The organism is Actinocorallia sp. A-T 12471, assembly GCF_033875155.1.
Taxonomy (GTDB): domain Bacteria; phylum Actinomycetota; class Actinomycetes; order Streptosporangiales; family Streptosporangiaceae; genus Actinocorallia.
Genome location: NZ_JAWZTE010000010.1, coordinates 174,735 through 198,531 on the forward strand (window position 1 = coordinate 174,735; position 23,797 = coordinate 198,531).

Sequence of the window (23,797 nt, forward strand, 5' to 3'; positions counted from 1 at the left end):
CTGTTCTGTTGCCGGTACGCGCCCCCGGCTAGTCCTCGCGCGCGCCGCTGAGCCGCTGCGCGTGCTCCTGCAGGGAGCGGACGCCCACGTCCCCGCGCGTCACCGCCTCGATGCCCTGGACGGCGGCGGCGAGGCCCTGGACCGTGGTCACGCACGGGATGCCGCGCAGCACCGCGGCGGTGCGGATCTCGTAGCCGTCGAGGCGGGGCCCGGACTGGCCGTCGCCGAACGGAGTATTGACGATGAGATCCACCTCGCCGTCGAGGACGCGCCGCACGACGGTGGGTTCGCCGTCCGGTCCCGGGCCCTCGCTGTGCTTACGGACGATCTTGGCACGGACGCCGTTGCGCCGCAGCACCTCGGCGGTTCCCTCGGTGGCAAGAATCTCAAAACCGAGGTCCGCGAGCCGCTTCACCGGGAAGATCATGTGCCGCTTGTCCCGGTTGGCGACCGAAACGAACGCGCGTCCCTTGGTCGGCAGCGAACCGTAGGCGGCCGACTGCGACTTGGCGTAGGCGGTGCCGAAGACCTCGTCTATACCCATGACCTCGCCGGTCGAGCGCATCTCCGGGCCGAGCACGGTGTCGACGCCCTGGCCCTCGGCGTTGCGGAACCGGTTGAACGGGAGCACGGCCTCCTTGACCGCGATGGGCGCGTCAAGGGGCAGGTCTCCCCCGTCGCCCTCCTTCGGCAGGACGCCTTCGGCGCGCAGCCTCGCGATGGACGCGCCCAGCATCACCCGGGCGGCGGCCTTGGCGAGCGGCACGGCCGTCGCCTTGGACACGAAGGGCACGGTCCGCGAAGCGCGCGGGTTGGCTTCCAGGACGTACAGGACGCCCGCCGACAGCGCGTACTGGACGTTCATCAGGCCGCGCACGCCGATGCCGCGCGCGAGCCGAAGGGTGGACTCGCGGATGCGCTCGATGTCCTGACGGCCCAGCGTGATCGGCGGAAGCGCGCACGCGGAGTCGCCGGAGTGGATGCCGGCCTCCTCGATGTGCTCCATGACGCCGCCGAGGTACAGCTCCTCGCCGTCGAACAGGGCGTCGACGTCGATCTCGATGGCGTCGTCGAGGAAGCGGTCGACGAGGACTGGCCGGTCGGCGCTGACCTCGGTCGCGGTGTCCATGTACGCGATGAGGGCGGCGTCGTCGTAGACGATCTCCATGCCGCGTCCGCCGAGCACGTAGGACGGCCGGACCAGGACGGGGTAGCCGATCTCGTTGGCGATCGCGACGGCCTCGTCAACGGCCACGGCGGTGCCGTGCTTGGGCGCGGGAAGCTCGGCCTCGGCGAGCACCTGGCCGAACGCGCCGCGGTCCTCGGCGAGGTGGATCGACTCGGGGCTGGTGCCGACGATCGGCACGCCCGCGTCCTTCAGCCGCTGCGCGAGGCCCAGCGGGGTCTGGCCGCCGAGCTGGACGATCACGCCCGCGACGGTCCCCGTCTGCTGCTCGGCGTGGACGACCTCGAGCACGTCCTCAAGGGTGAGCGGCTCGAAGTACAGCCGGTCGGAGGTGTCGTAGTCGGTCGAGACGGTCTCGGGGTTGCAGTTGACCATGACCGTCTCGTAGCCCGCCTCGGCGAGCGTGAACGAGGCGTGCACGCAGGAGTAGTCGAACTCCACGCCCTGCCCGATGCGGTTGGGGCCCGACCCCAGGATGAGGACCTTCGGCTTGCCGCCGGGCGGGACCTCGGTCTCCTCGTCGTAGGAGGAGTACATGTACGGGGTCTGCGCGGCGAACTCGGCGGCGCAGGTGTCCACGGTCAGGTAGACGGGCCGGACGCCGAGCGCGTAACGGACCTCGCGTACGACCGCCTCGTTCAGGCCGCGCAGCTGCCCGATCTGCGCGTCGGAGAAGCCAGCGCGCTTGGCGCGGACCAGCTTCGGCGCGGTGAGGGCGTCGTCGGCCAGGCGGATGTCGGCGGCGATCTCGTTGATCCCGGCGATCTGGTCGAGGAACCACGGGTCGATGCCGGTGATGGCGTAGACCTGCTCGATCGTCGCGCCGGCCAGCAGCGCCTGCTGGACCTCGTGCAGACGGCCGTCGTGCGGGACGCGGATCGACTCGAGGAGCTGCTCCAGCGGCGGGACGTCGTCCCAGGAGAACGAGGCGTTCTTCTGCTCGAGGGAGCGCAGCGCCTTCTGCAGCGCCTCGGGGAAGCTGCGGCCGATCGCCATGGCCTCGCCGACTGACTTCATGTGCGTGGTCAGCGTCGGGTCGGCGCCGGGGAACTTCTCGAACGCGAACCGCGGCACCTTGACGACGATGTAGTCCAGCACCGGCTCGAACGAGGCGGGGGTGACCTTGGTGATGTCGTTCGGGATCTCGTCAAGGGTGTACCCGACGGCGAGACGCGCGGCGATCTTGGCGATCGGGAAGCCCGTTGCCTTGGACGCCAGCGCCGACGAGCGCGACACCCGCGGGTTCATCTCGATGACGATCATGCGCCCGGTCGACGGGTGCACCGCGAACTGGATGTTGCAGCCGCCGGTGTCCACGCCGACCTTGCGGATGACCGCGATGGCCACGTCGCGCATGTGCTGGTACTCGCGGTCGGTGAGGGTCAGCGCGGGGGCGACGGTGATGGAGTCGCCGGTGTGCACGCCCATCGGGTCGAGGTTCTCGATCGAGCAGACCACCACGACGTTGTCGTTGCGGTCGCGCATCAGCTCGAGCTCGTACTCCTTCCAGCCGAGGATCGACTCCTCGAGGAGCACCTCGCTGGTCGGGGACGCCGCAAGGCCCGCGCCCGCGATCTGGCGGAGGTCGTCCTCGGTGTAGGCGAAGCCCGAGCCCAGGCCGCCCATGGTGAACGACGGGCGCACGACCAGCGGGTAGCCGAGCTGCCCGGCGGCGGCCAGCACCTCGTCCATCGTGTGGCAGATGATGCTGCGCGCGACCTCCGCGCCCAGCTCCTCCACGATGCCCTTGAAGATCTCGCGGTTCTCGCCGCGCTGGATCGCGTCGAAGTTCGCGCCGATCAGCTCGACGCCGTAACGCTCCAGGACGCCCGCCTCGTGCAGGGCGACCGCGCAGTTCAGCGCGGTCTGGCCGCCGAGCGTCGGCAGCAGCGCGTCGGGGCGCTCCTTGGCGATGATCTTCTCGACGACCTCGGGGGTGATCGGCTCGACGTAGGTCGCGTCGGCGAACTCGGGGTCGGTCATGATCGTCGCGGGGTTGCTGTTGACCAGGATGACCCGCAGGCCCTCGGCCTTGAGCACCCGGCACGCCTGGGTGCCCGAGTAGTCGAACTCGCACGCCTGGCCGATGACGATCGGGCCGGAGCCGATGATCAGTACGGACTTCAGGTCCTCGCGCCGCGGCATTCAGACACCTTCCTTGAGGTTGCGGGCGTGCTGCATCAGGGCGCAGAACTGGTCGAACAGGACTGTCGAGTCGTGCGGGCCCGCCGCGGCCTCGGGGTGGTACTGCACGGAGAAGGCGGGCCGCTCGAGCAGCCGCAGCCCCTCGACGCAGCCGTCGTTCAGGTTCACGTGGGAGACCTCGGCGCGGCCGTACGGGGTGTCGAAGGGCCCGTCGAGGGGGGCGTCGACGGCGAAGCCGTGGTTGTGCGCGGAGATCTCGACCCGTCCGGTGCGCCTGTCCTGCACCGGCTGGTTGACGCCCCGGTGCCCGAAGCGCAGCTTGTAGGTGCCAAGGCCCAGCGCGCGGCCGAAGATCTGGTTGCCGAAGCAGATGCCGAAGAACGGGGTGCCGGAGGCCAGCACGCCGCGCAGCGCCTCGACCTGCCGGTCGGCGGTGGCCGGGTCGCCGGGGCCGTTGGAGAAGAAGACGCCGTCGGGGTTCAGCGACAGGATCTGCTCGGCGGTGACCGTCGCGGGCAGGACCGTCACCTCGCAGCCGCGCTCGGCCATCCGGTAGGGGGTCATCGCCTTGATGCCCAGGTCGACGGCGGCGACGCGGAAGCGCGCCTCACCGCGCGCGGGCACCACATAGGGCTCGGTGGTGGCGACCTCGGCCGCCAGGTCGGCCCCGGCCATCTGCGGGCTGGCCAGCACGCGGGCGTGCAGCTGGCGCGGGTCGCTCTCCACCGACGAGATCCCGGCGCGCATCGCCCCGCGATCGCGCAGGTGACGGGTCAGCGCACGCGTGCCGGGCATCGCGATGCCGACGACCCCGTACGCCTTCAGCTCGGCGTCCAGCGACCGCTGCGCCCGCCAGTTCGACGCCACCCGCGCGGGCTCGCGCACGACATATCCGGCGACCTGCACCCGTCGCGACTCGGGGTCGAGGTCGTTCACCCCGGTGTTCCCGATGTGCGGCGCGGTCATCGCCACGATCTGCCGGTGGTAGGAGGGGTCGGTAAGCGTCTCCTGGTACCCGGTCATCCCGGTGTTGAAGACGACCTCGCCGAAGGTCTCCCCCTCAGCGCCGAACGCCTCCCCATAGAACACCCGTCCGTCCTCAAGGACGAGCATGGCCTGCGTCATACGAGTTTTCCTTCCAGCACCGTGGGGCGGCCGCGCAGGAACGTGGCGACGACCCGTCCGGGCAGTTCGAGACCGGCGTACGGGGTGTTGCGGCTCTTGGAGGCGAAGGAGTTGATCACCGTCGCGTCCACCTGAGCGCGGTAGGCCGGGTCGTAGAGGGTGATGTTGGCCGGGGAGCCGGGCTCGAGCGGGCGGCCCTGGCCCGTCAGGCGTCCGATCTCAGCGGGTTTGGCGGACATGCGGTCGGCGACGCCGGCCCAGTCGAGCAGCCCCGTGTCGACCATGGCGGCCTGCACCACGCTCAGCGCGGTCTCCAGGCCGATCATTCCCATGGCGGCGTCGGCCCACTCGGTCTCCTTGTCCTCCACGGCGTGGGGGGCGTGGTCGGTGGCGACGCAGTCGATGGTGCCGTCGGCAAGGCCCGCGCGCAGGGCGTCCACGTCGCGCTGGGTGCGCAGCGGAGGGTTGACCTTGTAGATCGGGTCGTAGGAACGGCCGAGGGGCGAGTGCTCGCAGCACGCGTCGGTGAGGAACAGGTGGTGCGGGGTCACCTCGGCGGTGATGTTCCAGCCCTTGGACTTGGCCCAGCGCACGATCTCCACCGAACCTGCCGTCGAGACATGGCAGACGTGCAGGCGGGAGCCGACGTGCGCCGCCAGCAGGCAGTCGCGCGCGATGATCGACTCCTCGGCGACCGCGGGCCAGCCGCGCAGGCCGAGCCGGTCGGACACCTCGCCCTCGTTCATCTGCGCGCCCTCGGTGAGCCGCGGCTCCTGGGCGTGCTGGGCGACGACGCCGTCGAACGCCTTCACGTACTCCAGCGCGCGGCGCATGATGACGGCGTCGTCCACACAGTGGCCGTCGTCGGAGAAGACCCGCACGCCAGCCGCCGACTCGGCCATCGCGCCGAGCTCGGCGAGCTTCTTGCCCGCCAGGCCCTCGGTGACCGCGCCGACCGGGTGGACGTCGCAGTAGCCGTACTCCTGGCCCAGGTGCCACACCTGCTCCACGACGCCCGCGGTGTCGGCGACCGGCGTGGTGTTGGCCATCGCGTGCACCGCGGTGAAACCGCCCTTGGCGGCGGCCTGCGTGCCGGACTGGACTGTCTCGTTGTCCTCGCGGCCCGGCTCGCGCAGGTGCGTGTGCAGGTCGACGAGGCCCGGCAGCGCGACCAGCCCGGACGCCTCCACGACCTCGGCCGCCGGGGCCTCGATCCCGACGCCGATCTCGGCGATCTCGCCGTCCCGGACCAGGATGTCCCGGGCCTCCCCGCCCAGGATGCTCGCGTTCCGGATGAGGTACAGGCTCACTTGTCGGCTCCGATCGCGGGCTGGGCGCCGCCCAGCAGCAGGTACAGGACTGCCATGCGCACGCTGACGCCGTTGCCGACCTGCTCGACGATGGTCGAGCGGGCCGAGTCGGCGACCTCGGCGGCGATCTCCACGCCCCGGTTCATCGGGCCCGGGTGCATGACGATGGCGTGCTCGGGAAGGTGCGAGTACCGCTCGGCCGACAGGCCGTACCTGCGGCTGTACTCGCGGACCGTCGGGAAGTATGCGGCGTTCATGCGCTCGCGCTGCACGCGCAGCATCATGACGGCGTCGCTCTTGGGCAGGACCGAGTCGAGGTCGTAGGAGACCTTGCACGGCCAGGTGCCGATCGAGACCGGCAGCAGCGTCGGCGGGGCCACCAGCGTGACCTCCGCGCCCAGCGTGGACAGCAGCAGCACGTTGGATCGGGCGACCCGGCTGTGCAGGACGTCGCCGACGATCGTGATCTTGCGGCCGTCCAGCGAGCCGAGGTGGCGGCGCATCGTGTAGGCGTCGAGGAGGGCCTGGGTGGGGTGCTCGTGGGTGCCGTCGCCGGCGTTGATGACGTTGCCGTTGATCCAGTCGGCGAGCCGGTAGGGCGCGCCGGAGGCGCCGTGCCTGATGACGACGGCGTCGGCGCCCATCGCCTCGAGGGTGAGCGCGGTGTCCTTCAGGGACTCGCCCTTGGAGACGCTCGATCCCTTGGCCGAGAAGTTGATGACGTCGGCGGACAGGCGCTTGGCGGCGGCCTCGAACGAGATGCGGGTGCGGGTGGAGTCCTCGAAGAACAGGTTCACCACCGTCAGGCCGCGCAGCGTCGGGAGCTTCTTCACCGAACGCTCGGTGACCCTCGTCAGCTCCTCGGCGGTGTCGAGGACGAGCAGCGCGTCGTCACGGCTGAGGTCCTTGGCCGAGATCAGATGCCGTTTCACTTGCCGTCCCCCTTCGGCCCCAGCAGGACCGCGTCACGCCCGTCGACGTCGCGCAGGAGCACGCGGACCGTCTCCTGGCTCGACGTCGGCAGGTTCTTGCCCACGTAGTCGGCCCGGATCGGCAGCTCGCGGTGCCCCCGGTCGACCAGCACGGCGAGCTGGACCGCGCGCGGACGGCCCAGGTCGTTCAGGGCATCCAGGGCCGCGCGGATCGTGCGGCCGGAGTAGAGCACGTCATCGACCAGGACGACGATCTTGTCGTCGATGCCCTCCGCGGGGAGCTCGGTCTTGGTGAGCGCTCTGGCGGGCTTCATGCGCAGGTCGTCGCGGTACATCGTCACGTCGAGCGACCCGCACGGGATCTCCAGACCCTCGACCTCGCGGAACCGCTCGGCGAGCATCCTCGCGAGGTTCACTCCCCGCGTCTGGATGCCCAGCAGGACGACGTCAGAGCCGCCCTTGGTGCGTTCGAGGATCTCGTGCGCGATACGGGTGAGCGCCCGGCGGATCTCCGGGGCCTCCAGGACTGCCTTGTAGGGCGCGTCCTGGCTTTGGGCAGCGGTCACTGCACCAACCTCCTTTCCCGCCTCACGGGACGGGGCTTAAAGGACGCCATGTCCTCTTCACGGTAGCAGTACCGTCATCCTGCGTCGTCCCCGGCGGCTCCTCCATAACAGCAGGTGAGAGGGGTCACACGGGGCGAAGGGGTCACTGCCGATAACCTCCTGCCCGAGGGGGCTTTCGACTCGCGGAGGGTCAGAAGTCCGTGACAGATTCGACCGGATTTTTCCGAACAGCTTGACCTTTGGCCGTCTCCGTTTTACCGTCACTGTCCGTAACCGTACTCAGGGTGGTCATCCGACCCCGTGCCGGACGCCCTGGGAGAACCACGACTATGAGAGTGAGCCTGGGGGCCGCAAAGATGCCGTCTGAATACGCAAAGGCTCTGGGCGCACGGCTTCGTGCCATCCGGACCCAGCAGGGCCTGTCCCTGCACGGAGTGGAGGAGAAGTCGCGCGGCCGTTGGAAGGCCGTCGTCGTCGGTTCGTACGAGCGTGGCGACCGCGCCGTCACCGTTCAGAAGCTGAACGAGCTCGCCGAGTTCTACGGCGTGCCCGTCAACGAGTTGCTCCCCGGCGGTGCCGCGCCGAGCCCCCTGGGCCCGACGCCCAAGCTCGTCATCGACCTTGAGCGGCTCACCCAGCTTCCGAAGGACAAGGCAGGCCCCCTCGCCCGGTACGCCGCGACGATCCAGTCACAGCGGGGCGACTACAACGGGAAGGTCCTGTCGATCCGTCAGGAGGACCTCCGTTCGCTTGCCGTCATCTACGACAAGTCCCCGGCGGAGCTGACCGAGGAACTGATCAGCTGGGGCGTGCTCGACGCCGAGGCGCGCCGCGCCGTCGAGGGTTTCTGACGCCTCCCTGACTTGGCCCGGTCCACATTGTTGGACCGGGCCATTTTTGCGTTTAGGAGGCGGGCTCGGGAAGCCGTCCCGTCTCGGGGGACGCGGCCTTGGCCGGGCGCGGGGCGAGGACCGCCGCCGCGACGACGCCGAGGGCGAGCACCGCGCAGCTGCCGAACGCCAGCAGGAAGCCCTGGCGCGCGCCCGCGAAGGCGGCGACCATGACCGCCGTCGCCTGGGTGCCGAGGCCCGCCCCGACCGTCCGCAGGAGGGTGTTGACGCCGGTCGCGACGCCGGTCTGCGCCATCGGGACCGCCGCGACGACGAGGGTCGCGACGGCCGCGTAGGCGAGGCCGAGTCCCGCGCCGCGCACCGCGTTGGCGGCCATCAGCTGCCACAGCTCGGCGTGCAGGGCGAGCATCATCGCGTAGGACGCGGCGGTGAGGACGCCGCCCGCCGCGAGCACCGCGCGGGCCCCGATCCCGCGCGCGAGCAGGGCGGCGAGCATGCCGGACGCCGTCATCGCGATGCTCGCCGGGAGGGCGACGAGTGCGGTGTCGGTCGCGGTGCCGCCGAAGCCGAACCCGTCGCGTTCTGGGGCCTGGACCAGCAGCGGCATGAGGACGCCCGCCGCCATCAGGCAGAAACCGGCGATGATCGAGCCGAGGTTGGCCGTCCACACGCCGCGCAGCCGCAGCATCCTGGGGTCCATGAGCGGCTGCGGCACCCGCGCCTCGACCCGCACCCACACCCCGCATAGCGCGACGGCCGCCCCCGCGAGCGCGAGGACGCCCGGTGACGTCCACCCCCACGACAGGCCCTGGGTGAGGCCGGTGAGGCCCGCGCCCATCCAGCCCGCGAACAGGACCGCGCCCCACCAGTCGACGCGCTGGCCCGGGCTGCCGTCGGTCTCCGGAAGCCGTCGGGCGAGGAACGTGCCGACGAGCAGCAGCGTGGCGGGCACCGCGACGAGCCAGCGCCAGCCCGCGAGGTCGATCACCGGCCCCGCCACCACCCAGGCCGCCGCGCCGCCCAGCGCGAGCATCGACGACATCACGCCGAGGCCGGATATCGCGCGTTCCTTACCGTGGGCGCGGATGAGCGTGTACGCGAGCGGGAAGACGCCGCTGCCCACACCGGCGAGGGCACGTCCCGCGAGCAGGACCGGGAGGTTCGGGGCGAGGGCCGTCACGGCCTGGCCGACGAGGGCGAGCGGCAGCACCCACCGCATGACGCGCAGGGCCCCGAAGAGGTCGCCGAGCCTGCCGATCACCGGCGTCGCGACCGCCGCGCTCAGGGTGATCGCGGTGATGCTCCACGCCGCGCCCGCCGCGCTCGCGCCGAGCTCGGCCTGGACGACGGGCAGCGCGGGGGTCATCACCGCGACCGGCATCGCGTAGGCGACGACGCCGAGGAAAGCGAGTGTCCTGACGAGTCCTCGGCTGCCCCAGCGCTTGTTCATAAGGCGATAGATTCTCACCTTTGCCGGATATGTGGGGATCTGGGGTGGGGGTGGGTTCGCGCGGGATCGGGGAAGGGGAACAGGGGGGCGGTGCCGCCGACCCCGTCGAACCCGTTGAGCCAGCCCGAGGAGCCGCACCGATGCCGCTGTCCCGCGACGAACGCCAGACCTTCTTCGCCGAACCGCACGTCGCCGCCCTGTCCGTCGCCGAACCGGGGCGCGGGCCCCTGACGGTGCCGGTCTGGTACCAGTACGCGCCGGGCGAGGAGGTGTGGATCCTCACCGGACGCGACTCGCGCAAGGCCAAGCGCATCGCCGAGTCCGGCAGGTTCACGCTGATGATCGACAGGCTGTCGCCGACGATCCGTTACGTGGGCGTCGAGGGGCCCGTCACGTCGACCGAGGAGGCGACCCTCGAGCAGCTGAAGGAGATCTCAGCGCGCTATCTGCCGCCCGACCAGGTCGACGCGTACGTCGAGAGCGCCTTGCGCGAGCACGGGCCGTCGGTGGTGATCAGGATGCGGCCCGAGCACTGGATCTCCTCCGACCTGGGGAACCTCTGACGCCGGCGCGGGCCGGGAGCGGGGGCGCTCAACCGTCCGCGCTCCCGGCCCGACGGGGGCGGTTTCCGGCGGGAATAGGGGTGGGCGTGAGATAGTTCAACCTTCAACCACCTGGGCCGGCGCGGTGCCGGACCCGGAGCCCGGAGGGAGCCGTCACCATGCAGTTCGGCATCTTCAGCATCGCCGACATCACCCCGGACCCGACCACCGGGAGGATTCCGACCGAGCACGAACGCCTGCGCGGCATCGTGGAGATGGCGAAGCTCGCCGAACAGGTCGGGCTCGACGTCTTCGCGCTCGGCGAGCACCACAACCCGCCGTTCGTCACCTCGTCGCCGACCACCACGCTCGGCTACATCGCCGGACAGACCACCGACCTGCTGCTGTCGACCGCGACCACGCTGATCACGACCAACGACCCGGTCAAGATCGCCGAGGACTACGCGATGCTCCAGCACATGTCGGGCGGGCGCGTCGACCTCGTCATGGGACGGGGCAACACCGGACCCGTCTACCCGTGGTTCGGGCAGGACATCCGCGAGGGCATCAACCTCGCGATCGAGAACTACCATTTGCTCCACCGGCTGTGGACCGAGGACGTCGTCGACTGGGAGGGCAAGTTCCGCACGCCGCTCCAGCAGTTCACCTCGACCCCGCGCCCGCTCGACGGCGTCGCCCCGTTCGTCTGGCACGGCTCGATCCGCTCCCCGCAGATCGCCGAACAGGCCGCGTTCTATGGCGACGGGTTCCTTCATAACAACATCTTTTGGCCCATCCGGCACACCAAGCAGATGGTCGAGTTCTACCGGCAGCGCTTCGAGCACTACGGCCACGGCTCGGCCGACCAGGCGATCGTCGGGCTCGGCGGGCAGTTCTTCGCCAGGCCGAACAGCCAGGACGCCGTCCGCGAGTTCCGGCCCTACTTCGACAACGCGCCCGTCTACGGGCACGGGCCGTCGCTCGAGGACTTCACGCGCGACACGCCGCTGACCGTCGGGTCGCCCGACCAGGTCATCGAGCGTTACCTGTCGATGCGCGACCACGTCGGGGACTACCAGCGTCAGCTGTTCCTCGTCGACCACGCGGGCCTGCCGCACAAGACCGCGCTCGAGCAGATCGAGATCCTCGGCACCCAGATCGTCCCGGTGCTGCGCAGGGAGCTCGACGCGAAGCGGCCCGCACACGTCCCGGACGGGCCCACGCACGCCTCCCTCGTCGCCGCCCGCGACGCGGCCCGCGCCGCCGAGGGCGCGCCCCCGTACTCCGACGCCTACCGCTTCGGCACCGGCGACAACTGGACCGGCCTCACCGCCGAGGGCGGCGAGCAGGCCCTGCGCGAGGCCCAGCTGAAGGACCGCCTCGAGCGCGCCCGCCTCGCCGAGTCCGCCGCCGGACGCGAGTCCGCCGAGAAGGGAACCGAAGATGAGTGACGCGCGCCCGATCCGTCTCGCGGTGATCTCGTCGGGGCTGAGCGTCCCGTCGTCCACCCGGATGCTCGCCGACCGGCTCGCCTCCGCCACCCGCGACGTCCTGGAGAGCTACGGACGCGCGGTCACGACCGACGTCATCGAGGTCAAGGACCTCGCCCACGACATCGTCGACGCGACCCTCACCCACTTCGCGAACGAACGCCTCCAGAAGGCGATCGACCTGGTGAAGGCCGCCGACGGCGTCATAGCCGTCACCCCTATCTTCAACCTCTCTTACGCGGGCCTCTTCAAGTCCTTCATAGACGTCATAGACGAAGGCGCCTTCGCGGGCGTCCCCGTCCTCCTAGGCGCGACGGGCGGCACAGCCCGTCACTCCCTGGCCATCGACTACACCCTCCGCCCCCTCTTCACCTACCTGAAGGCCACCCCCCTCCCCACCTCAGTCTTCGCCGCCTCCGAAGACTTCGGCTCCCCCACCACCGCCCCCCACACCACCCCCCTCACCACCCGAACCCACACCGCCGCCACCGCCCTGGCCCACTCCCTCCTCCCCACCCCTTCCCCCTCCCCCACCCCCACCCCCACCCCCAAAGACAACTTCACCAACTTCACCCCCATGACCCACCTCCTCCCCCCACCCCCCTAACCCCCAAAACCCGCACCCCCCACAACCCACACAGCCACAAGCCCAACACACCGTCACAACCCCCCCAAACCCACCTCCGACCCAGCCGCCCCCTCCCCATCAAACACAACACCCCATCGCAGCCCCCCCAACAGCACACAGCATCCCGCCCGCACCCCCAACCCAGGCCCACGCCCAAGTCCGAGTCCGAAGTCACGGCCGAGTCCAGGGTCACGGCCGCGACCAGAGTCAGGACCGCGGCCGGGATCGGAGTCGCAGCCGACGCGGGGGTCGGGGTTGCGACGGGGGTCGCAGCCGACGCCAGGGCCGCGACCAGGGTCAGGGTCGCCGCCGAGAGCGGAGTCGCAGCCGACGCCAGGGTCAGGCTTGCAGCCGGGGTCGCAGCCAAGGCCAGAACCGCAGACCACCGTCCAACGCGACAGACCCGCAGGCAAGCACAACCCTGAGCCCCTAAAGCGCCCCAAGATCCCAATCCCACACCGCGTCAAACCACGAGCCAACTGTCACCCCGGCCGCTGCGAGAGCACAGGTCGGCCTCGAACGCGACGGAAACGTCAGCGAAAACGCCCGACGCCAGCAGTCCGGCACGCGATCCCTGGTCGCGGTCTGGGGCCGGGACCAGCCAGTTCAGGGCAAGAAGGCAGTGCCCGACATAGCGGCCCCCTGCGCAGGCGCAGCACAGCAGCACGCACACCCTCACCAACCCGAACGAACACCTTCTACAGCCCGTTCTCACCATCGAGCCCAAGTCGCCGAACATCTCCGGCAAGGCCCCCACACCCAGGGGGACGCACTCCAGAGGGCGGGCCCAGGCGAGCGTCCAGAAGGGTCCAGAGGCCGGTTCGGCCCTTCAGGCCCCTGCCCGACCGGGCTTCGCCCCCCACGGCAGCGCGCAACCCTCCAACTCATGCACACACCGCGCATCACCGCACTCCCCCACGTCAACAAGCAAATGCGCCACAGGCCCGACCCGCAGCGGCTCACCCAAATGAAGAACAACAACCCCACACGGCCCAGCAACCCCGTCACACACTCACTTAACAACACCACCCCGCCCAAACACACCACACCGCTGCTCCGCGAGCGCAACACGAACGCCAAGAGCATGGCCACCGCAGTACTACCGTCCCACTCCGCAATCCCTAAGCCAGACCAACCTCCAGAGCAAGCCCCGGTACTCAGCCAACCGCAACGCCCGGCTCGGCACCCGAGCTTCAACCCAGCACGAGAGCACACGTCAGCGCCCGAGGTCCGGCCGGTGCGGAAGCACGCGCCAGGCCCCGAAGCAGGCCCCGAAACTCCGCCCAGTGCGGCGTCCAGAGCGCGTCCCGGGCTTCGGCCCTGTGTGGGAGCGCGCGTCGGGGCCCGGGCTTCGGCCCGGTGCGGAAGCGCGCGTCGGGGCCCGGGCTTCGGCCCGGTGCGGGGCCCCGCGTCAGGCACGCGGGGACCGAGACTCAGCCGGGCGCGACGTCCGACTCGGGGCCCGAAGTTCGGCCCGGTATGGGAGCACAGGTCAGAACCCGGAGCAGGGCCCGGGACTCTGCCCAGTGAGGGGTCCGAAGCGTGTCCCAGGCTTCGGACCCGTGTGACAGCGCGCATCGGGGCCCGGGGTTCGGCCGGTGCGGGACCGCGCGCGTCAGGACCCGGAGCAGGCCCCGGGACTCGGCCCGATGCGGCGTCCTGAGTGAGGCCCGGGCTCCGGCCCGGAATGGAAGCACAGGTCAGAACCCGGAGCACGGCACGGGACCCTGCCCGGAGCGGGGTCCGGAGCGGGGGCCGGAGCGGGGGCCGGAGCGGGGGCCCGGTTTCTGCCCCATGTGGGAGCGCGCATCGGTGCCCGGGGTCCGGCCCGGTGTGGGGTCCCGCGTCAGGCACTGAGCATGGCCCGGGACTCTGCCGGGCGCGGCGTCCGGGCCGGGGCCCGAGGTTCGGCCCCGTGTGGAGCGCGCGTCGGGGCCCGGGGTTCGGCCGGTGCGGGAGCACGCGCCAGAACCCGGAGCAGGCCCCGAAACTCAGCCGGGTGCAGCGTCCGGGGCGGGGCCCGGGGCTCAGCCCGCTGTAAGAGCGCGGGCCAGGGCCCGGAGCGGGGCCTGGGACCCTGCCCGGTGCAGCGTCCGGAATGGGCCCGAGGTTCGCCCAGGTATGGGAGCGCAGGTCAGGGCCCGGGGCATGGCCAGCGCAGTGGTACCGGCCCCGGGTCGCGACACCTGAGCCGGATCGGGCTCCAGAGCGGGGACCGGGACTCGACCGGGCGCGGGTCCGGGTCGGGCCCGAAGTTCGGCCCAGTGTGGGAGCGCGGGCCAGGGCCCGGGGTTCGGACGGGTGCGGCGTCCGGAGCGGTGCCCGGGACTCGGCCTGGTGCGGCATCCGGAACGAGGCCCGAGGTTCGGCCCGGTATGGGAGCGCAGGTCAGGGCCCGGAGCGGGTCCGGGCTCGGCTGGGTGCCGGGGTCCGGAGCGTGGCACGGGTTCGGCCCGGTGGGAGCACGGGTCGGCGTCGGGTGAGACAGCGTCGTGGGTGGGGCAGAGTCGTTGGTTGGGCGGGGTCTAGGGCGGACAGGGTCGTGGTTGGACGGGGTCTGGGTGGGACAGGGTCGTTGGTTGAGCGGGTCTGGGGCGGACAGGTCGTGGGTGGGTTGGGTGGGTGGGTGGGGCGGTCCCTCCCTCTGGCCGCAGGGGGATTAGCCGGTCAGAGGGAGGGACTGTTGGGTGGGGATGTGCAGGGTGTCTTCGACGACGGTCAGGAAGGTCTCGGTGCTGTGGAGGAGGTCGTCGGCTTCGGCGGGGGTCGTTGCGCCTGGGAGGCCGGCTTCGGCGGCGGCACGGGTGGGGGCGCCCGCGGCGAAGAAGGCTGCCCACTGGGCGAGCAGTGGTTCGGCCTGCTCCAGGAGCACCCATGCGGTGCGTGGCCGCCCGCGCGCGGGCGCGACGGGGCCGCGGACCGCGAGGACCGCCGCGGCGGCGCGCAGCGCGGCGAGGTGCGCGGTGGCGTAGCGGAGGTTCGGGTGGGAGGACTCGGCGGCTTCCGCGAGGAGCCTGCGCGCGTCACGCAAGAGGTGCTGGGCGTGGGTCGGGGGTGCCTTCCGGATCGGCGGACCCGGAGGCATCGGATGCACGTTCATGGCATTCGCCTCCTTCTCGGCCGGACGGAGCCGGACGGCCCCTCCCGGGACGAACTCCTCGCGCCCCTTTCCCTTCGGCGGCCCGGCCGGACCGGAGGCTTCCCCTCCTCCAGCCCGGCCGGAGCGAGCCGGCCGGTTTGCGCTGCCGCCGTCTCGCCTGTGCCTCGGATGCGGGCCGCGAGTCCCGCACCATGTCGAACATCGGTTCGACATGCCCCCAGTTAACCCCAACCGCGATCGTTCGTCAATACGTTCGATTCGGCGTGTCCATGATCCATGGAACCCCAGGTCGACCGGGTACTCAGATGAGAACACAGGACACTGACAGAACGCTTCGACGCCTGTGGACAACTTTTTCGCGAACCCGTCCCACGGCTCTTTCGGCGTCCCGGAAAACCCGTGCGACCCTCGCCTAGCGCGCTACTAGGCTTCGCCCATGCACCCGAACACCGCACACGTCGCCGCCGTCCTCGCGTCCTTCGGGGCGGTCGGCGAGGTAGTGGAGCTGGACGAGGCCGCGCCGACCGCCCAGGCAGCCGCCGACCTGCTCCGATGCGCGATCGGCGCGATCGCCAACAGCCTGGTCTTCGACGCCGACGGCACGCCGCTGCTCGTGCTCACCAGCGGCGCGCACCGCGTCGACGTGAAGAAGGTCGCCGCACTCGTCGGGGCCGCGAAGGTCAAGCGCGCTACTCCCGAGTTCGTCCGGGACGCCACCGGCCAGCCCATCGGCGGCGTCTCCCCCGTCGGGCACCCCGCCCCGATCCGCACGCTCGTGGACGTGGCGCTGGAGCAGTACGACACGGTCTGGGCTGCGGCCGGTCACCCCCACACCGTCTTCCCGACGAACTACACAGAACTCCTCAAACTCACCGCCGGAACCCCCGCCGAAGTCGCGTAAGCCTAGGACTTCCACCGAGCGCCGAGCGCCGAGCGCCGAGCGCCGAGCGCCGAGCGCCGAGCAAGGCTCCCAGGTACACGGTCCGGGCGATGCCGTCATCTCCCTCACGCGGCCGGGCGGCGTGGTGTGCGGGCGGGCTTCGCCGGCCGCGGCACCGATCCCGACGAGCCGCGCGGACGGGTCGAGGCGCACGGGCTGCTCTTCGACGCCGCCGAGCGCGATCCCGGCCGCGCCGCCGCGGCGAGCAAGGCACCGTGTGTGTGGGCGGGGTTGGGGGAGGTCGTAGGGTCGGCCCATGGAGATCTGGCACAACCCGAGGTGCTCCAAGAGCCGGGCCGCGCTGGCGGCGTTGAACGAGAGCGGAGCCGAGTTCAGCGAGCGGCGTTACCTTGACGACGCGCCCACTGCGGCCGAGCTCGAGGACGTCCTTACGCGGCTCGGACTGGAGCCGTGGGATATCACGCGGATGGGCGAACCCGTCGCGAAGGAGCTCGGGCTGAAGTCCGCCGAACGCGATCGCGCGCGCTGGATCGAGATTCTCGCGACGCACCCTTCGCTCATCCAACGGCCCATCATCCTCACCGACGACGGACGCGCGCACGTCGCCCGCGACGAGGCGTCGATCGAGGCCGCACTGGGCCGCTGAGACCGTCGACAAGACGGTCGTTCCCGGCAGACGCGGCGGGGGATCCTGTGGTACACAGGTCACGGAAGGTGTCCTTGGGCGGGGAGCGCGCCGATGAGCATGCGGACGGGGCCGGCGAGTCGAGACCCGAACTTCCGCGGTGTTGAGGCCGCGGCCCTCTCCCAGTTGATCCGGCAGATGGAACGCGCCGCCGACGAGATCGGCACGTGGCTGTCCGCCCATCCCCCGCCGCCCGGCGTCGCCGGCAACGGCTACCGCGAGGCCCGCGCCGCCCAGCAGTGGATAACCGGCCAGCTCGGCATGCTGAACCGCCGCCGCGACGCCGCCCAGACCCAGCTGGACGACCCCGACATCCCCGTAGGAACCCCTCCCAACACCGACACACCCGACTCCCCCGCCGCAGCCCCCACCCCCGGCCCAACCCCCACCCCGCCCCCCGCACCCACACCCGGCACCACCCCGGGCACGGACGCGGGCAACCCCCCGACCCCGGAGAACGACCCCGACCTCGACCTGGGCACCACACCAGGCGGCGGCCCCGGAACCGGAACAGACACCCCCGAAACCCCCGAAGTCCACAACGACGACACCCCCGACACCGGTTCAGGCACCGGCGGCGGCACAGGAACCGGCGGCGGCACCGGCACTGGCACGGACAACCACGGCCAGGACCCCTCCGACCACGGCTCAGGTAGCGGCCACAACCCGGGCACCGGGCACAATCCCGGCGAAGGGCACGACCAGGGCAGCGGCCACGATTCCGGCAGTGACCACGGAAGCGGGCACGACTCCGGCGGCCACGACCAAGGCTCCACCGGGCACAACTCCGGCGGCGGGCACAATTCGGGTGATGGGCACGACCAGGGATCGAGCGGGCACGATTCGGGCGGCCACGACCACGGCTCCGGAACCGGGCACGACTCGGGAGGCGGGCACGAGCACGGGTCCGACGGGTCGGGAAGCGGTCACGACTCCGGCAGCGGGCACGATCAAGGCGGTACGGGTCACGACTCCGGTTCCGGGCACGAGTCGGGCGGCGGGCACGAACACGGCTCGGGGCATGAGTCGGGCGGCGGGCATGACTCGGGTGCGGGGCATGACTCCGGCGGGCACGAGCACGGGTCTGGGAGCGGGCATGACTCGGGGTCCGGGCACGAGCAGGGCTCTGGCGAGCACGGGTCCGGGAGCGGGTCCGAGCATGGGTCAGGTGGGCATGAATCTGGAAGTGGGCACGATCAGGGATCTTCTGGGCATAGTGACGGGGGTGGGTCTGCGGACGGGGATGGTTCGGGTGCGGGCCAGTCGGCGGACGGGGCGGGGGGCGATGGTTCCGGTGACGGGGCCGAAGGTGACGGAGGCGGCGGGTCCGGGGCCGACGGGGTCGGTGGGTCTGGCGGAGAAGGTGGGGGTGGGGTTGCCGGGGGTGTTGTCGATGGGTATGCGACGGTTGAGGCGTTGGGGAGCGGGGGCGGGGTTGATGTGGGGGTTTGGGAGAAGCTCGGGGAGTTCTCGGGCGACGGGGACTATACGGCGGCGTACTACGAGCGGTTGGGGGCTGAGGGGACCGCGCAGCTGATCGCGGCGGCGGACGGGGACCCGGCGCGTCTTGAGGTGATCGCCGAGTCGCTGTCCAGCGCGCAGGGACAGCTTGACCTTGACGCCCAGTGGGCGGCGGACGTGCGGGCCGAGGCCGTTGAGCTCGGCGTGCAGGCCGACGCGGCGACCGTGCTCGGTGCGACGCCGATGGGCGGCGCGACCGCGTCCACGACCCGGCTGACGGGTGCCGGAACCGGCCCGCGGAACGAGTAGGAGGACGCCCGGTGCCCCCACCCCCCACACCCCCGCAGGCGAACCGACCTGTCCCCGCACCACGACAGCGCCCGCCCGCCCACCCGCACCCCGCCACAGGCGAACCGCCCGCGAGTTCGCGCGCCCCAAGCCCGTCCCGCACTGACCCGGACGCCAACCCCGCCGAGCCCGCCCCGCAGCCCCGCTCCACCCACCCACGGCCCGCCCACGTCCGGTCCGCACGCGTCCGACCCGTGCGCGCTCAGTTCGCGCGCGTCCAGTCCGTATGTGCCCGAGCGCACGCGGCTGGCCCGCACGTGTCCAGTCCGCACGCGGCTGGGCCGCAGTCGGCTGGGTCGCACGCGTCCGGGCTGCACGCCCACGGGACGGACGCGTTCAGTCCGCACACGTCCGGCCCATACGCGTCCAGTTCACACGTGTCCAGTCCGTCCGTGCCTGGCCCGCACACGTCCGACCCGCACACGTCCGACCCGCACTCGGCTGGCTCGCATGCGGCTGGTCCGCGCGTGTCAGGTGTGCGCGGCCACGGGCCGCATGCGTCCGGTCCGCAGTCGGTTGGGCCGTGGGCGGCGGGGCCGTGTGCCCACGGGACGGATGGGGCTGGGTCGTGGGTTGTGCGTGGGGGGCGGGGGGTTGGGTGGGTTGGTGAGAGGGAGGTGGGGTTACTGATGGGGATGCCGTCTGCGCCGCCGGCGCCGGGGACTGTGCCGTTGCCTTATGGGCCGGGGGAGGCGCCGCCGGGGACTGTGCCGAATCCGGCTTATCGGGAGATTTATCAGCATTATGTGGCTGCGTACGGGAGTGTTGATGCGTTGCGGGAGTCGATGAACGCGCCGCATCGGACGTTCACGGCGACCGACGCGTGGCTCGGGCCGGAGGCGCGGGCGTGGGGCGAGGAGCTGACGGCGACGCGCCGCAAGCTGCAGAACGCCGCCGACACGATCCTGTGGTCGATCTACGACAGGGTCGGCGCGACGCCCCGCACCATCGCCACCGGTTGACCCGGTGGACGGGGGCGGCAATAGGGTCGGACGGGTGAGGGAGCCGACGCTGCGTGAGATCGACGCGAAGACGTTCCGCCGGGTGCTCGGCGGGCTGCTCGAGGTTTATGTGGCGGCGATGGACCCGCCTCCGGCGCAGCTGCCGGGCCGTCAGACGATCATGCTGAAGCACGCGACTTATCCGGGTTTCCGGGCGCTTGTGGTGGAGCAGCGCAAAGTGTTCGGCGCGAGCCCCGTGGCGTTCGCGTACGGCTTCCACGGCGCGTCCGGGCAGTGGTGGCACGACGTCGTCGACGACGAGTTGCGCGAGCGGGCAGGGTACGAGCACGCGGCGAGCTGGCTGAGCGACGCCTACGAGGTCGCTGAGCTGCACGTGCGTCCGGAGTACCAGGGCCGGGGACTTGGCCGCACTCTCCTTACGACGCTCTGCGCGGGCCGTAGGGAGCGCACCGTGGTCCTGTCGACGTTGGACCGCCGCCCTGAGACCCCCGCCAAGCACCTGTACCGGTCGGTCGGCTTCCACGACCTGCTGAGCGAGTTCGAGTTCCCCGGGGGCGGCCCGCCGTACGCGGTGATGGGCGCGCGCCTGCCCCTGGTACGGGTCGAGGCCGGCGCGCGCCGCTGACGGTCACACGACGGCGCCGGCCCGCGCGGCTGACGCGCCGAGCAGCCCGAACACCTCGCGCGTCGCGGTCGACCGGTTCATGGTGATGAAGTGGATGCCCGGCGCGCCTCCGTCGAGGAGCTCCTGGCACAGCTCGGCGCAGTGTTCGACGCCGAAGTCGCGGACGGCTTCGGCGTCGTCGCCGTACGCGCGGAAGCGCTCGGCGAGGTCGGCGGGGAAGGGCGCGCCGGACAGCTGCTCGGACCTGTCGATCGTGCTCAGCTGGGTGACCGGCATGATCCCCGGCAGGATGGGGATGTCGCAGCCCGCGGCGGCGACGCGGTCGCGCAGCCTGAAGTAGTCCTCGGCGCGGAAGAACATCTGGGTGATCGCGTAGTCGGCCCCCGCGCGGCACTTCTCGACGAACCTGCGGGTGTCGGTCTCGATGTCGGGCGAGCGCGGGTGCTTGTAGGGGAACGCCGCGACGCCGACGCAGAAGTCACCCCATTCCCGGATCAACTCCACGAGTTCCCCCGCGTATTCGACGCCGTCGGGGTGCTTGATCCACTCGCCCATGGGGTTGCCGGGGGGGTCGCCGCGCAGGGCGAGGATGTTGTTGACGCCCACCGACGCGAACCGTCCGACGAGGTTGCGCAGCTCGGCCATCGAGTGGTTGACGGCGGTGAAGTGCGCGACGGGGGTGAGGGTGGTGTCGGCGACGATCCGCTCGACGATGCCGACCGTGGTGTCGCGGGAGCTGCCCCCGGCCCCGTAGGTGACGGACACGAACGCGGGGTGCAGCGCCTCAACCTCGCGGACGGCGCGCCACAGGTTGATCAGGCCCTGCTCGGTCTTCGGGGGGAGGAACTCGAAGGAGAAGGTCGTCTCACCCATCGAAAGGAGTTCGCGGATTGTGGGGCGCGCTGACGTCATGGGAGCAGGGTACCGATCCACATGGTGAGACGGGTGGTCCTGGCAAGGCAGGAGGCCCAACAAGAACAGAGATACAGCAGATACCACAAAACAGCATAAATAGAACCTGCCGCCATTAGGCTGAGGCGCATGACCTCCAGCCGCGTCCGCAAAGAGGTCGACGAGGCCCTTTACGCCTTCGTCGACCGGCAGCGTCCCGTCCTCCTGGCGATCACCGAGGACCTCGAGCCGATGCTCTCGGCGCTCGACTCCCTGCTGTCGGGCGGCAAGCGGCTGCGTCCGGCGTTCTGCTACTGGGGCTGGCGCGGCGCGGGCGGCGCGGACGGCCCCGAGGTCTTCGCCGCGGCCGCGTCCCTCGAGCTGCTGCAGGCCAGCGCGCTGATCCACGACGACGTCATGGACGGCAGCGACACCCGGCGCGGCCAGCCGTCGGTCCACCGCAGGTTCGAGGCGATGCACGGCCGCGAGGGCTGGCCCGGCTCGGCGGAGTCCTTCGGGACGGGTGCGGCGATCCTGCTCGGCGACGTCACCCTCGCCTGGTCGACCGAGATGTACGAGGCGTCCGGACTGCCGGAGGCGTCGCTCGCGCCCGGCCGTCCGATCTACGACATCATGCGCACCGAGGTCATGTGCGGGCAGTACCTGGACATGCTGGAGCAGGCCAGGGGTACCGGCGACGTAGACAGCGCCCTCAGGGTGGTGCGCTACAAGTCCGCCAAGTACACCATCGAGAGGCCGCTTCACCTGGGCGCGGCCATGGCGGGCGCGGATGAGGCCCACCTGGACGGCCTGTCGGCTTACGGCCTCCCCCTCGGCGCGGCCTTCCAGCTGCGCGACGACGTCCTGGGCGTCTTCGGCGACCCGGCCGAGACGGGCAAGCCCGCAGGGGACGACCTGCGCGAAGGCAAGCGGACGGTACTGATCGCCCTGGCGATGGAGAAGGCGACCGCCGCCCAGCGCGACACCCTGAACCGCCGCCTCGGCGACCCTGACCTCGATCTCGACGGCGTCGCGGAGCTGCGCGGCATCCTCACCGAGACGGGCGCGCTCGCGGGCTGCGAGAAGATGATCGACGGTTTCGCCGCCGACGCCCACCGCGCGCTGGCCGAGCTCGACATCACCGACGAGGCCCGCGCCGCCCTCACCGACCTGGCTGTCGCGGCCACCGCGCGCCGCGTCTGACCGACTTCCCTGAAGGCCCCGCCTAGGCGGGGCCTTCGGCGTTCCCGCCCGACGCCCCCGAAACCAAGTAAGCGCTAGCCGACAAGTTATGCTCGGGCCCGGATCTCACCCGAGGAGGAGACGGCATGGCGGGTCGCGCGTTCGTCGTAGGCGTCGGAATGACCAAGTTCGAGAAGCCCGGGTCGAAGGACTGGGAGTACCCCGACATGGCCAAGGAGGCCGTCGGGAAGGCGCTGGAAGACGCCGGGCTGTCTTACGAGCAGATCGAGCAGGCGTACGCGGGCTCGGCTTACGGCTCCATGGGCCAGCGCGCCCTCTACGAGGTGGGCATGACCGGCCTCCCGGTCATGACGGTCTCCAACGCCTGCGCGACGGGCTCTTCCGCCCTCTTCCTCGCCCGTAACGCCGTCCGGGGCGGCCTCGCCGACTGCGTCCTGGCCTTCGGCATGGAGAAGATGGAGAAGGGCTCGCTCGGCGCGGGCATGGGCTCGTCCAAGGTCACCATCGTCGACCACCACCTGAGGGCGATGGTCGAGGGCAGGGGCGGCTGGGAGGCCGCAGCGCCGATGCCGCAGATGTTCGGCAACGCCGGGCGCGAGCACATGGAGCGGTACGGCTCCACGCCCGAGCACTACGCGTGGATCGGGTGGAAGAACCACAAGCACTCGGTGAACAACCCTTACGCCCAGTTCCAGGACGAGTACACCCTGGACCAGGTGAAGGACGCGCCGATGATCTTCAACCCGCTGACCAAGCTGCAGTGCTCCCCCACCTCCGACGGCGCGGCCGCCGCGATCGTCGTCAGCGAGAGGTTCCTCACCGAGCACGACCTGTGGGACCAGGCCGTCGAGATCGCGGGCCAGCACATCGCGACCGACACCGTCGACAGCTTCGCGGAGAAGTCGTCAATCCAGGCCGTCGGCTTCGGCTGCTCCCAGCGCGCGGCGGCCAAGGCGATGGACGAGGCGGGGATCACGATCGAGGACGTCGACGTGATCGAGCTGCACGACTGCTTCAGCGCCAATGAGCTGATCAGCTACGAGGCCCTCGGCATGGCCCCGGTAGGCGAGGCGCACAAGCTCGTCGAAGCCGAGGCCACGACCTACGGCGGCAGGTGGGTGGTCAACCCCTCCGGCGGCCTGATCTCCAAGGGCCACCCGCTCGGCGCGACCGGCATCGCCCAGTGCGCCGAGCTCACCTGGCAGCTGCGCGGTCAGGCGGGCGCACGCCAGGTCGAGGGCGCGCGCGTCGCCCTCCAGCACAACATCGGCCTCGGAAGCGCCTGCGCGGTGGCCGTCTACCGCCCAGCGCGCTGAGAACAGCCTCCTGACCCGGCCGAACCTTGCCGGGTCAGGAGGCGTCCTACTTCCCGGAACGGGAGCTTCTGGGGAAAGTG

Annotated in this window: 19 protein-coding genes; 11 read left to right on the top strand and 8 right to left on the bottom strand. The window is 71.1% G+C overall.

All coding sequences use genetic code 11. The features are described from left to right. Positions 1-28 precede the first annotated feature (28 nt). Genes carB through pyrR form a run of 5 tightly spaced genes read right to left on the bottom strand, consistent with a single transcriptional unit; the run spans position 29 to position 7,264 of the window. Positions 29-3,331: a carbamoyl-phosphate synthase large subunit gene (gene carB, locus R9X44_RS25425; RefSeq protein ID WP_319816786.1), complete on the bottom strand. Its 3,303-nt coding sequence runs from the start codon at positions 3,329-3,331 to the stop codon at positions 29-31. Then, the gene (gene carA / locus R9X44_RS25430) at positions 3,332-4,456 is read right to left on the bottom strand and encodes a glutamine-hydrolyzing carbamoyl-phosphate synthase small subunit (protein ID WP_319816787.1); all 1,125 of its coding nucleotides are present in this window, start codon (positions 4,454-4,456) and stop codon (positions 3,332-3,334) included. Beyond that, positions 4,453-5,766, bottom strand: coding sequence for a dihydroorotase (locus R9X44_RS25435; protein WP_319816788.1), 1,314 nt, complete (start codon positions 5,764-5,766; stop codon positions 4,453-4,455). Before R9X44_RS25435 ends, carA begins: the two co-directional genes overlap by 4 nt. Then, entirely contained in the window at positions 5,763-6,698 is a 936-nt protein-coding gene (locus R9X44_RS25440) for an aspartate carbamoyltransferase catalytic subunit (protein WP_319816789.1), read from the bottom strand. Before R9X44_RS25440 ends, R9X44_RS25435 begins: the two co-directional genes overlap by 4 nt. Continuing rightward, positions 6,695-7,264 carry a bifunctional pyr operon transcriptional regulator/uracil phosphoribosyltransferase PyrR gene (gene pyrR, locus R9X44_RS25445; protein WP_319816790.1) on the bottom strand — a complete coding sequence of 190 codons (570 nt, stop codon included), beginning with the start codon at positions 7,262-7,264 and terminating at the stop codon, positions 6,695-6,697. Before pyrR ends, R9X44_RS25440 begins: the two co-directional genes overlap by 4 nt. A 356-nt stretch (positions 7,265-7,620) precedes the next feature. Here pyrR and R9X44_RS25450 point away from each other — a divergent pair, with 356 nt between their 5' ends. Then, positions 7,621-8,115 (top strand): transcriptional regulator, encoded by a 495-nt coding sequence (locus R9X44_RS25450; RefSeq protein WP_319816791.1) that lies wholly within the window; start codon positions 7,621-7,623, stop codon positions 8,113-8,115. A 52-nt stretch (positions 8,116-8,167) separates the two neighbouring features. On the opposite strand, the gene R9X44_RS25455 is transcribed toward R9X44_RS25450, so the two are convergent. Then, on the bottom strand, positions 8,168-9,565 hold the full coding sequence (locus tag R9X44_RS25455) for an MFS transporter (protein ID WP_319816792.1): 1,398 nt from the start codon (positions 9,563-9,565) through the stop codon (positions 8,168-8,170). 140 nt (positions 9,566-9,705) lie between these two features. Between R9X44_RS25455 and R9X44_RS25460 the strand changes: the two genes are divergently transcribed. From R9X44_RS25460 to R9X44_RS25470, 3 genes are all read left to right on the top strand, one after another. Next, positions 9,706-10,128 carry a pyridoxamine 5'-phosphate oxidase family protein gene (locus tag R9X44_RS25460; RefSeq protein WP_319816793.1) on the top strand — a complete coding sequence of 141 codons (423 nt, stop codon included), beginning with the start codon at positions 9,706-9,708 and terminating at the stop codon, positions 10,126-10,128. Between the two features lie 158 nt (positions 10,129-10,286). Continuing rightward, entirely contained in the window at positions 10,287-11,558 is a 1,272-nt protein-coding gene (locus R9X44_RS25465; protein WP_319816794.1) for an LLM class flavin-dependent oxidoreductase, read from the top strand. After that, entirely contained in the window at positions 11,551-12,204 is a 654-nt protein-coding gene (locus R9X44_RS25470) for a CE1759 family FMN reductase (RefSeq protein WP_319816795.1), read from the top strand. The genes R9X44_RS25465 and R9X44_RS25470 overlap by 8 nt, the downstream gene beginning before the upstream one ends. A gap of 2,680 nt (positions 12,205-14,884) precedes the next feature. Here the strand turns inward: R9X44_RS25470 and R9X44_RS25475 are convergent. Then, positions 14,885-15,325, bottom strand: coding sequence for an SAV_6107 family HEPN domain-containing protein (locus R9X44_RS25475; protein WP_319816796.1), 441 nt, complete (start codon positions 15,323-15,325; stop codon positions 14,885-14,887). Between the two features lie 436 nt (positions 15,326-15,761). Here R9X44_RS25475 and R9X44_RS25480 point away from each other — a divergent pair, with 436 nt between their 5' ends. From R9X44_RS25480 to R9X44_RS25500, 5 genes are all read left to right on the top strand, one after another. Beyond that, a complete protein-coding gene (locus R9X44_RS25480) occupies positions 15,762-16,226 on the top strand; it encodes a YbaK/EbsC family protein (protein ID WP_319816797.1) in 465 nt (154 codons plus the stop codon). Positions 16,227-16,521: 295 nt separating this feature from the next. Further along, positions 16,522-16,872 carry an arsenate reductase family protein gene (locus R9X44_RS25485; protein WP_319816798.1) on the top strand — a complete coding sequence of 117 codons (351 nt, stop codon included), beginning with the start codon at positions 16,522-16,524 and terminating at the stop codon, positions 16,870-16,872. Between the two features lie 93 nt (positions 16,873-16,965). Next, positions 16,966-18,681 (top strand): hypothetical protein, encoded by a 1,716-nt coding sequence (locus tag R9X44_RS25490; protein WP_319816799.1) that lies wholly within the window; start codon positions 16,966-16,968, stop codon positions 18,679-18,681. A gap of 785 nt (positions 18,682-19,466) precedes the next feature. Then, the gene (locus tag R9X44_RS25495; RefSeq protein ID WP_319816800.1) at positions 19,467-19,682 is read left to right on the top strand and encodes a hypothetical protein; all 216 of its coding nucleotides are present in this window, start codon (positions 19,467-19,469) and stop codon (positions 19,680-19,682) included. Positions 19,683-19,716: 34 nt separating this feature from the next. Then, on the top strand, positions 19,717-20,307 hold the full coding sequence (locus R9X44_RS25500) for a GNAT family N-acetyltransferase (protein WP_319816801.1): 591 nt from the start codon (positions 19,717-19,719) through the stop codon (positions 20,305-20,307). A gap of 3 nt (positions 20,308-20,310) precedes the next feature. Here R9X44_RS25500 and metF read toward each other — a convergent pair whose 3' ends face one another. Next, on the bottom strand, positions 20,311-21,219 hold the full coding sequence (metF, locus tag R9X44_RS25505) for a methylenetetrahydrofolate reductase [NAD(P)H] (RefSeq protein ID WP_319816802.1): 909 nt from the start codon (positions 21,217-21,219) through the stop codon (positions 20,311-20,313). 129 nt (positions 21,220-21,348) lie between these two features. On the opposite strand from metF, the gene R9X44_RS25510 reads away from it, so the two are divergent. After that, positions 21,349-22,401 carry a polyprenyl synthetase family protein gene (locus R9X44_RS25510; RefSeq protein ID WP_319816803.1) on the top strand — a complete coding sequence of 351 codons (1,053 nt, stop codon included), beginning with the start codon at positions 21,349-21,351 and terminating at the stop codon, positions 22,399-22,401. Positions 22,402-22,526: 125 nt separating this feature from the next. Further along, positions 22,527-23,717 carry a thiolase C-terminal domain-containing protein gene (locus R9X44_RS25515; RefSeq protein ID WP_319816804.1) on the top strand — a complete coding sequence of 397 codons (1,191 nt, stop codon included), beginning with the start codon at positions 22,527-22,529 and terminating at the stop codon, positions 23,715-23,717. Positions 23,718-23,797 lie beyond the last annotated feature (80 nt).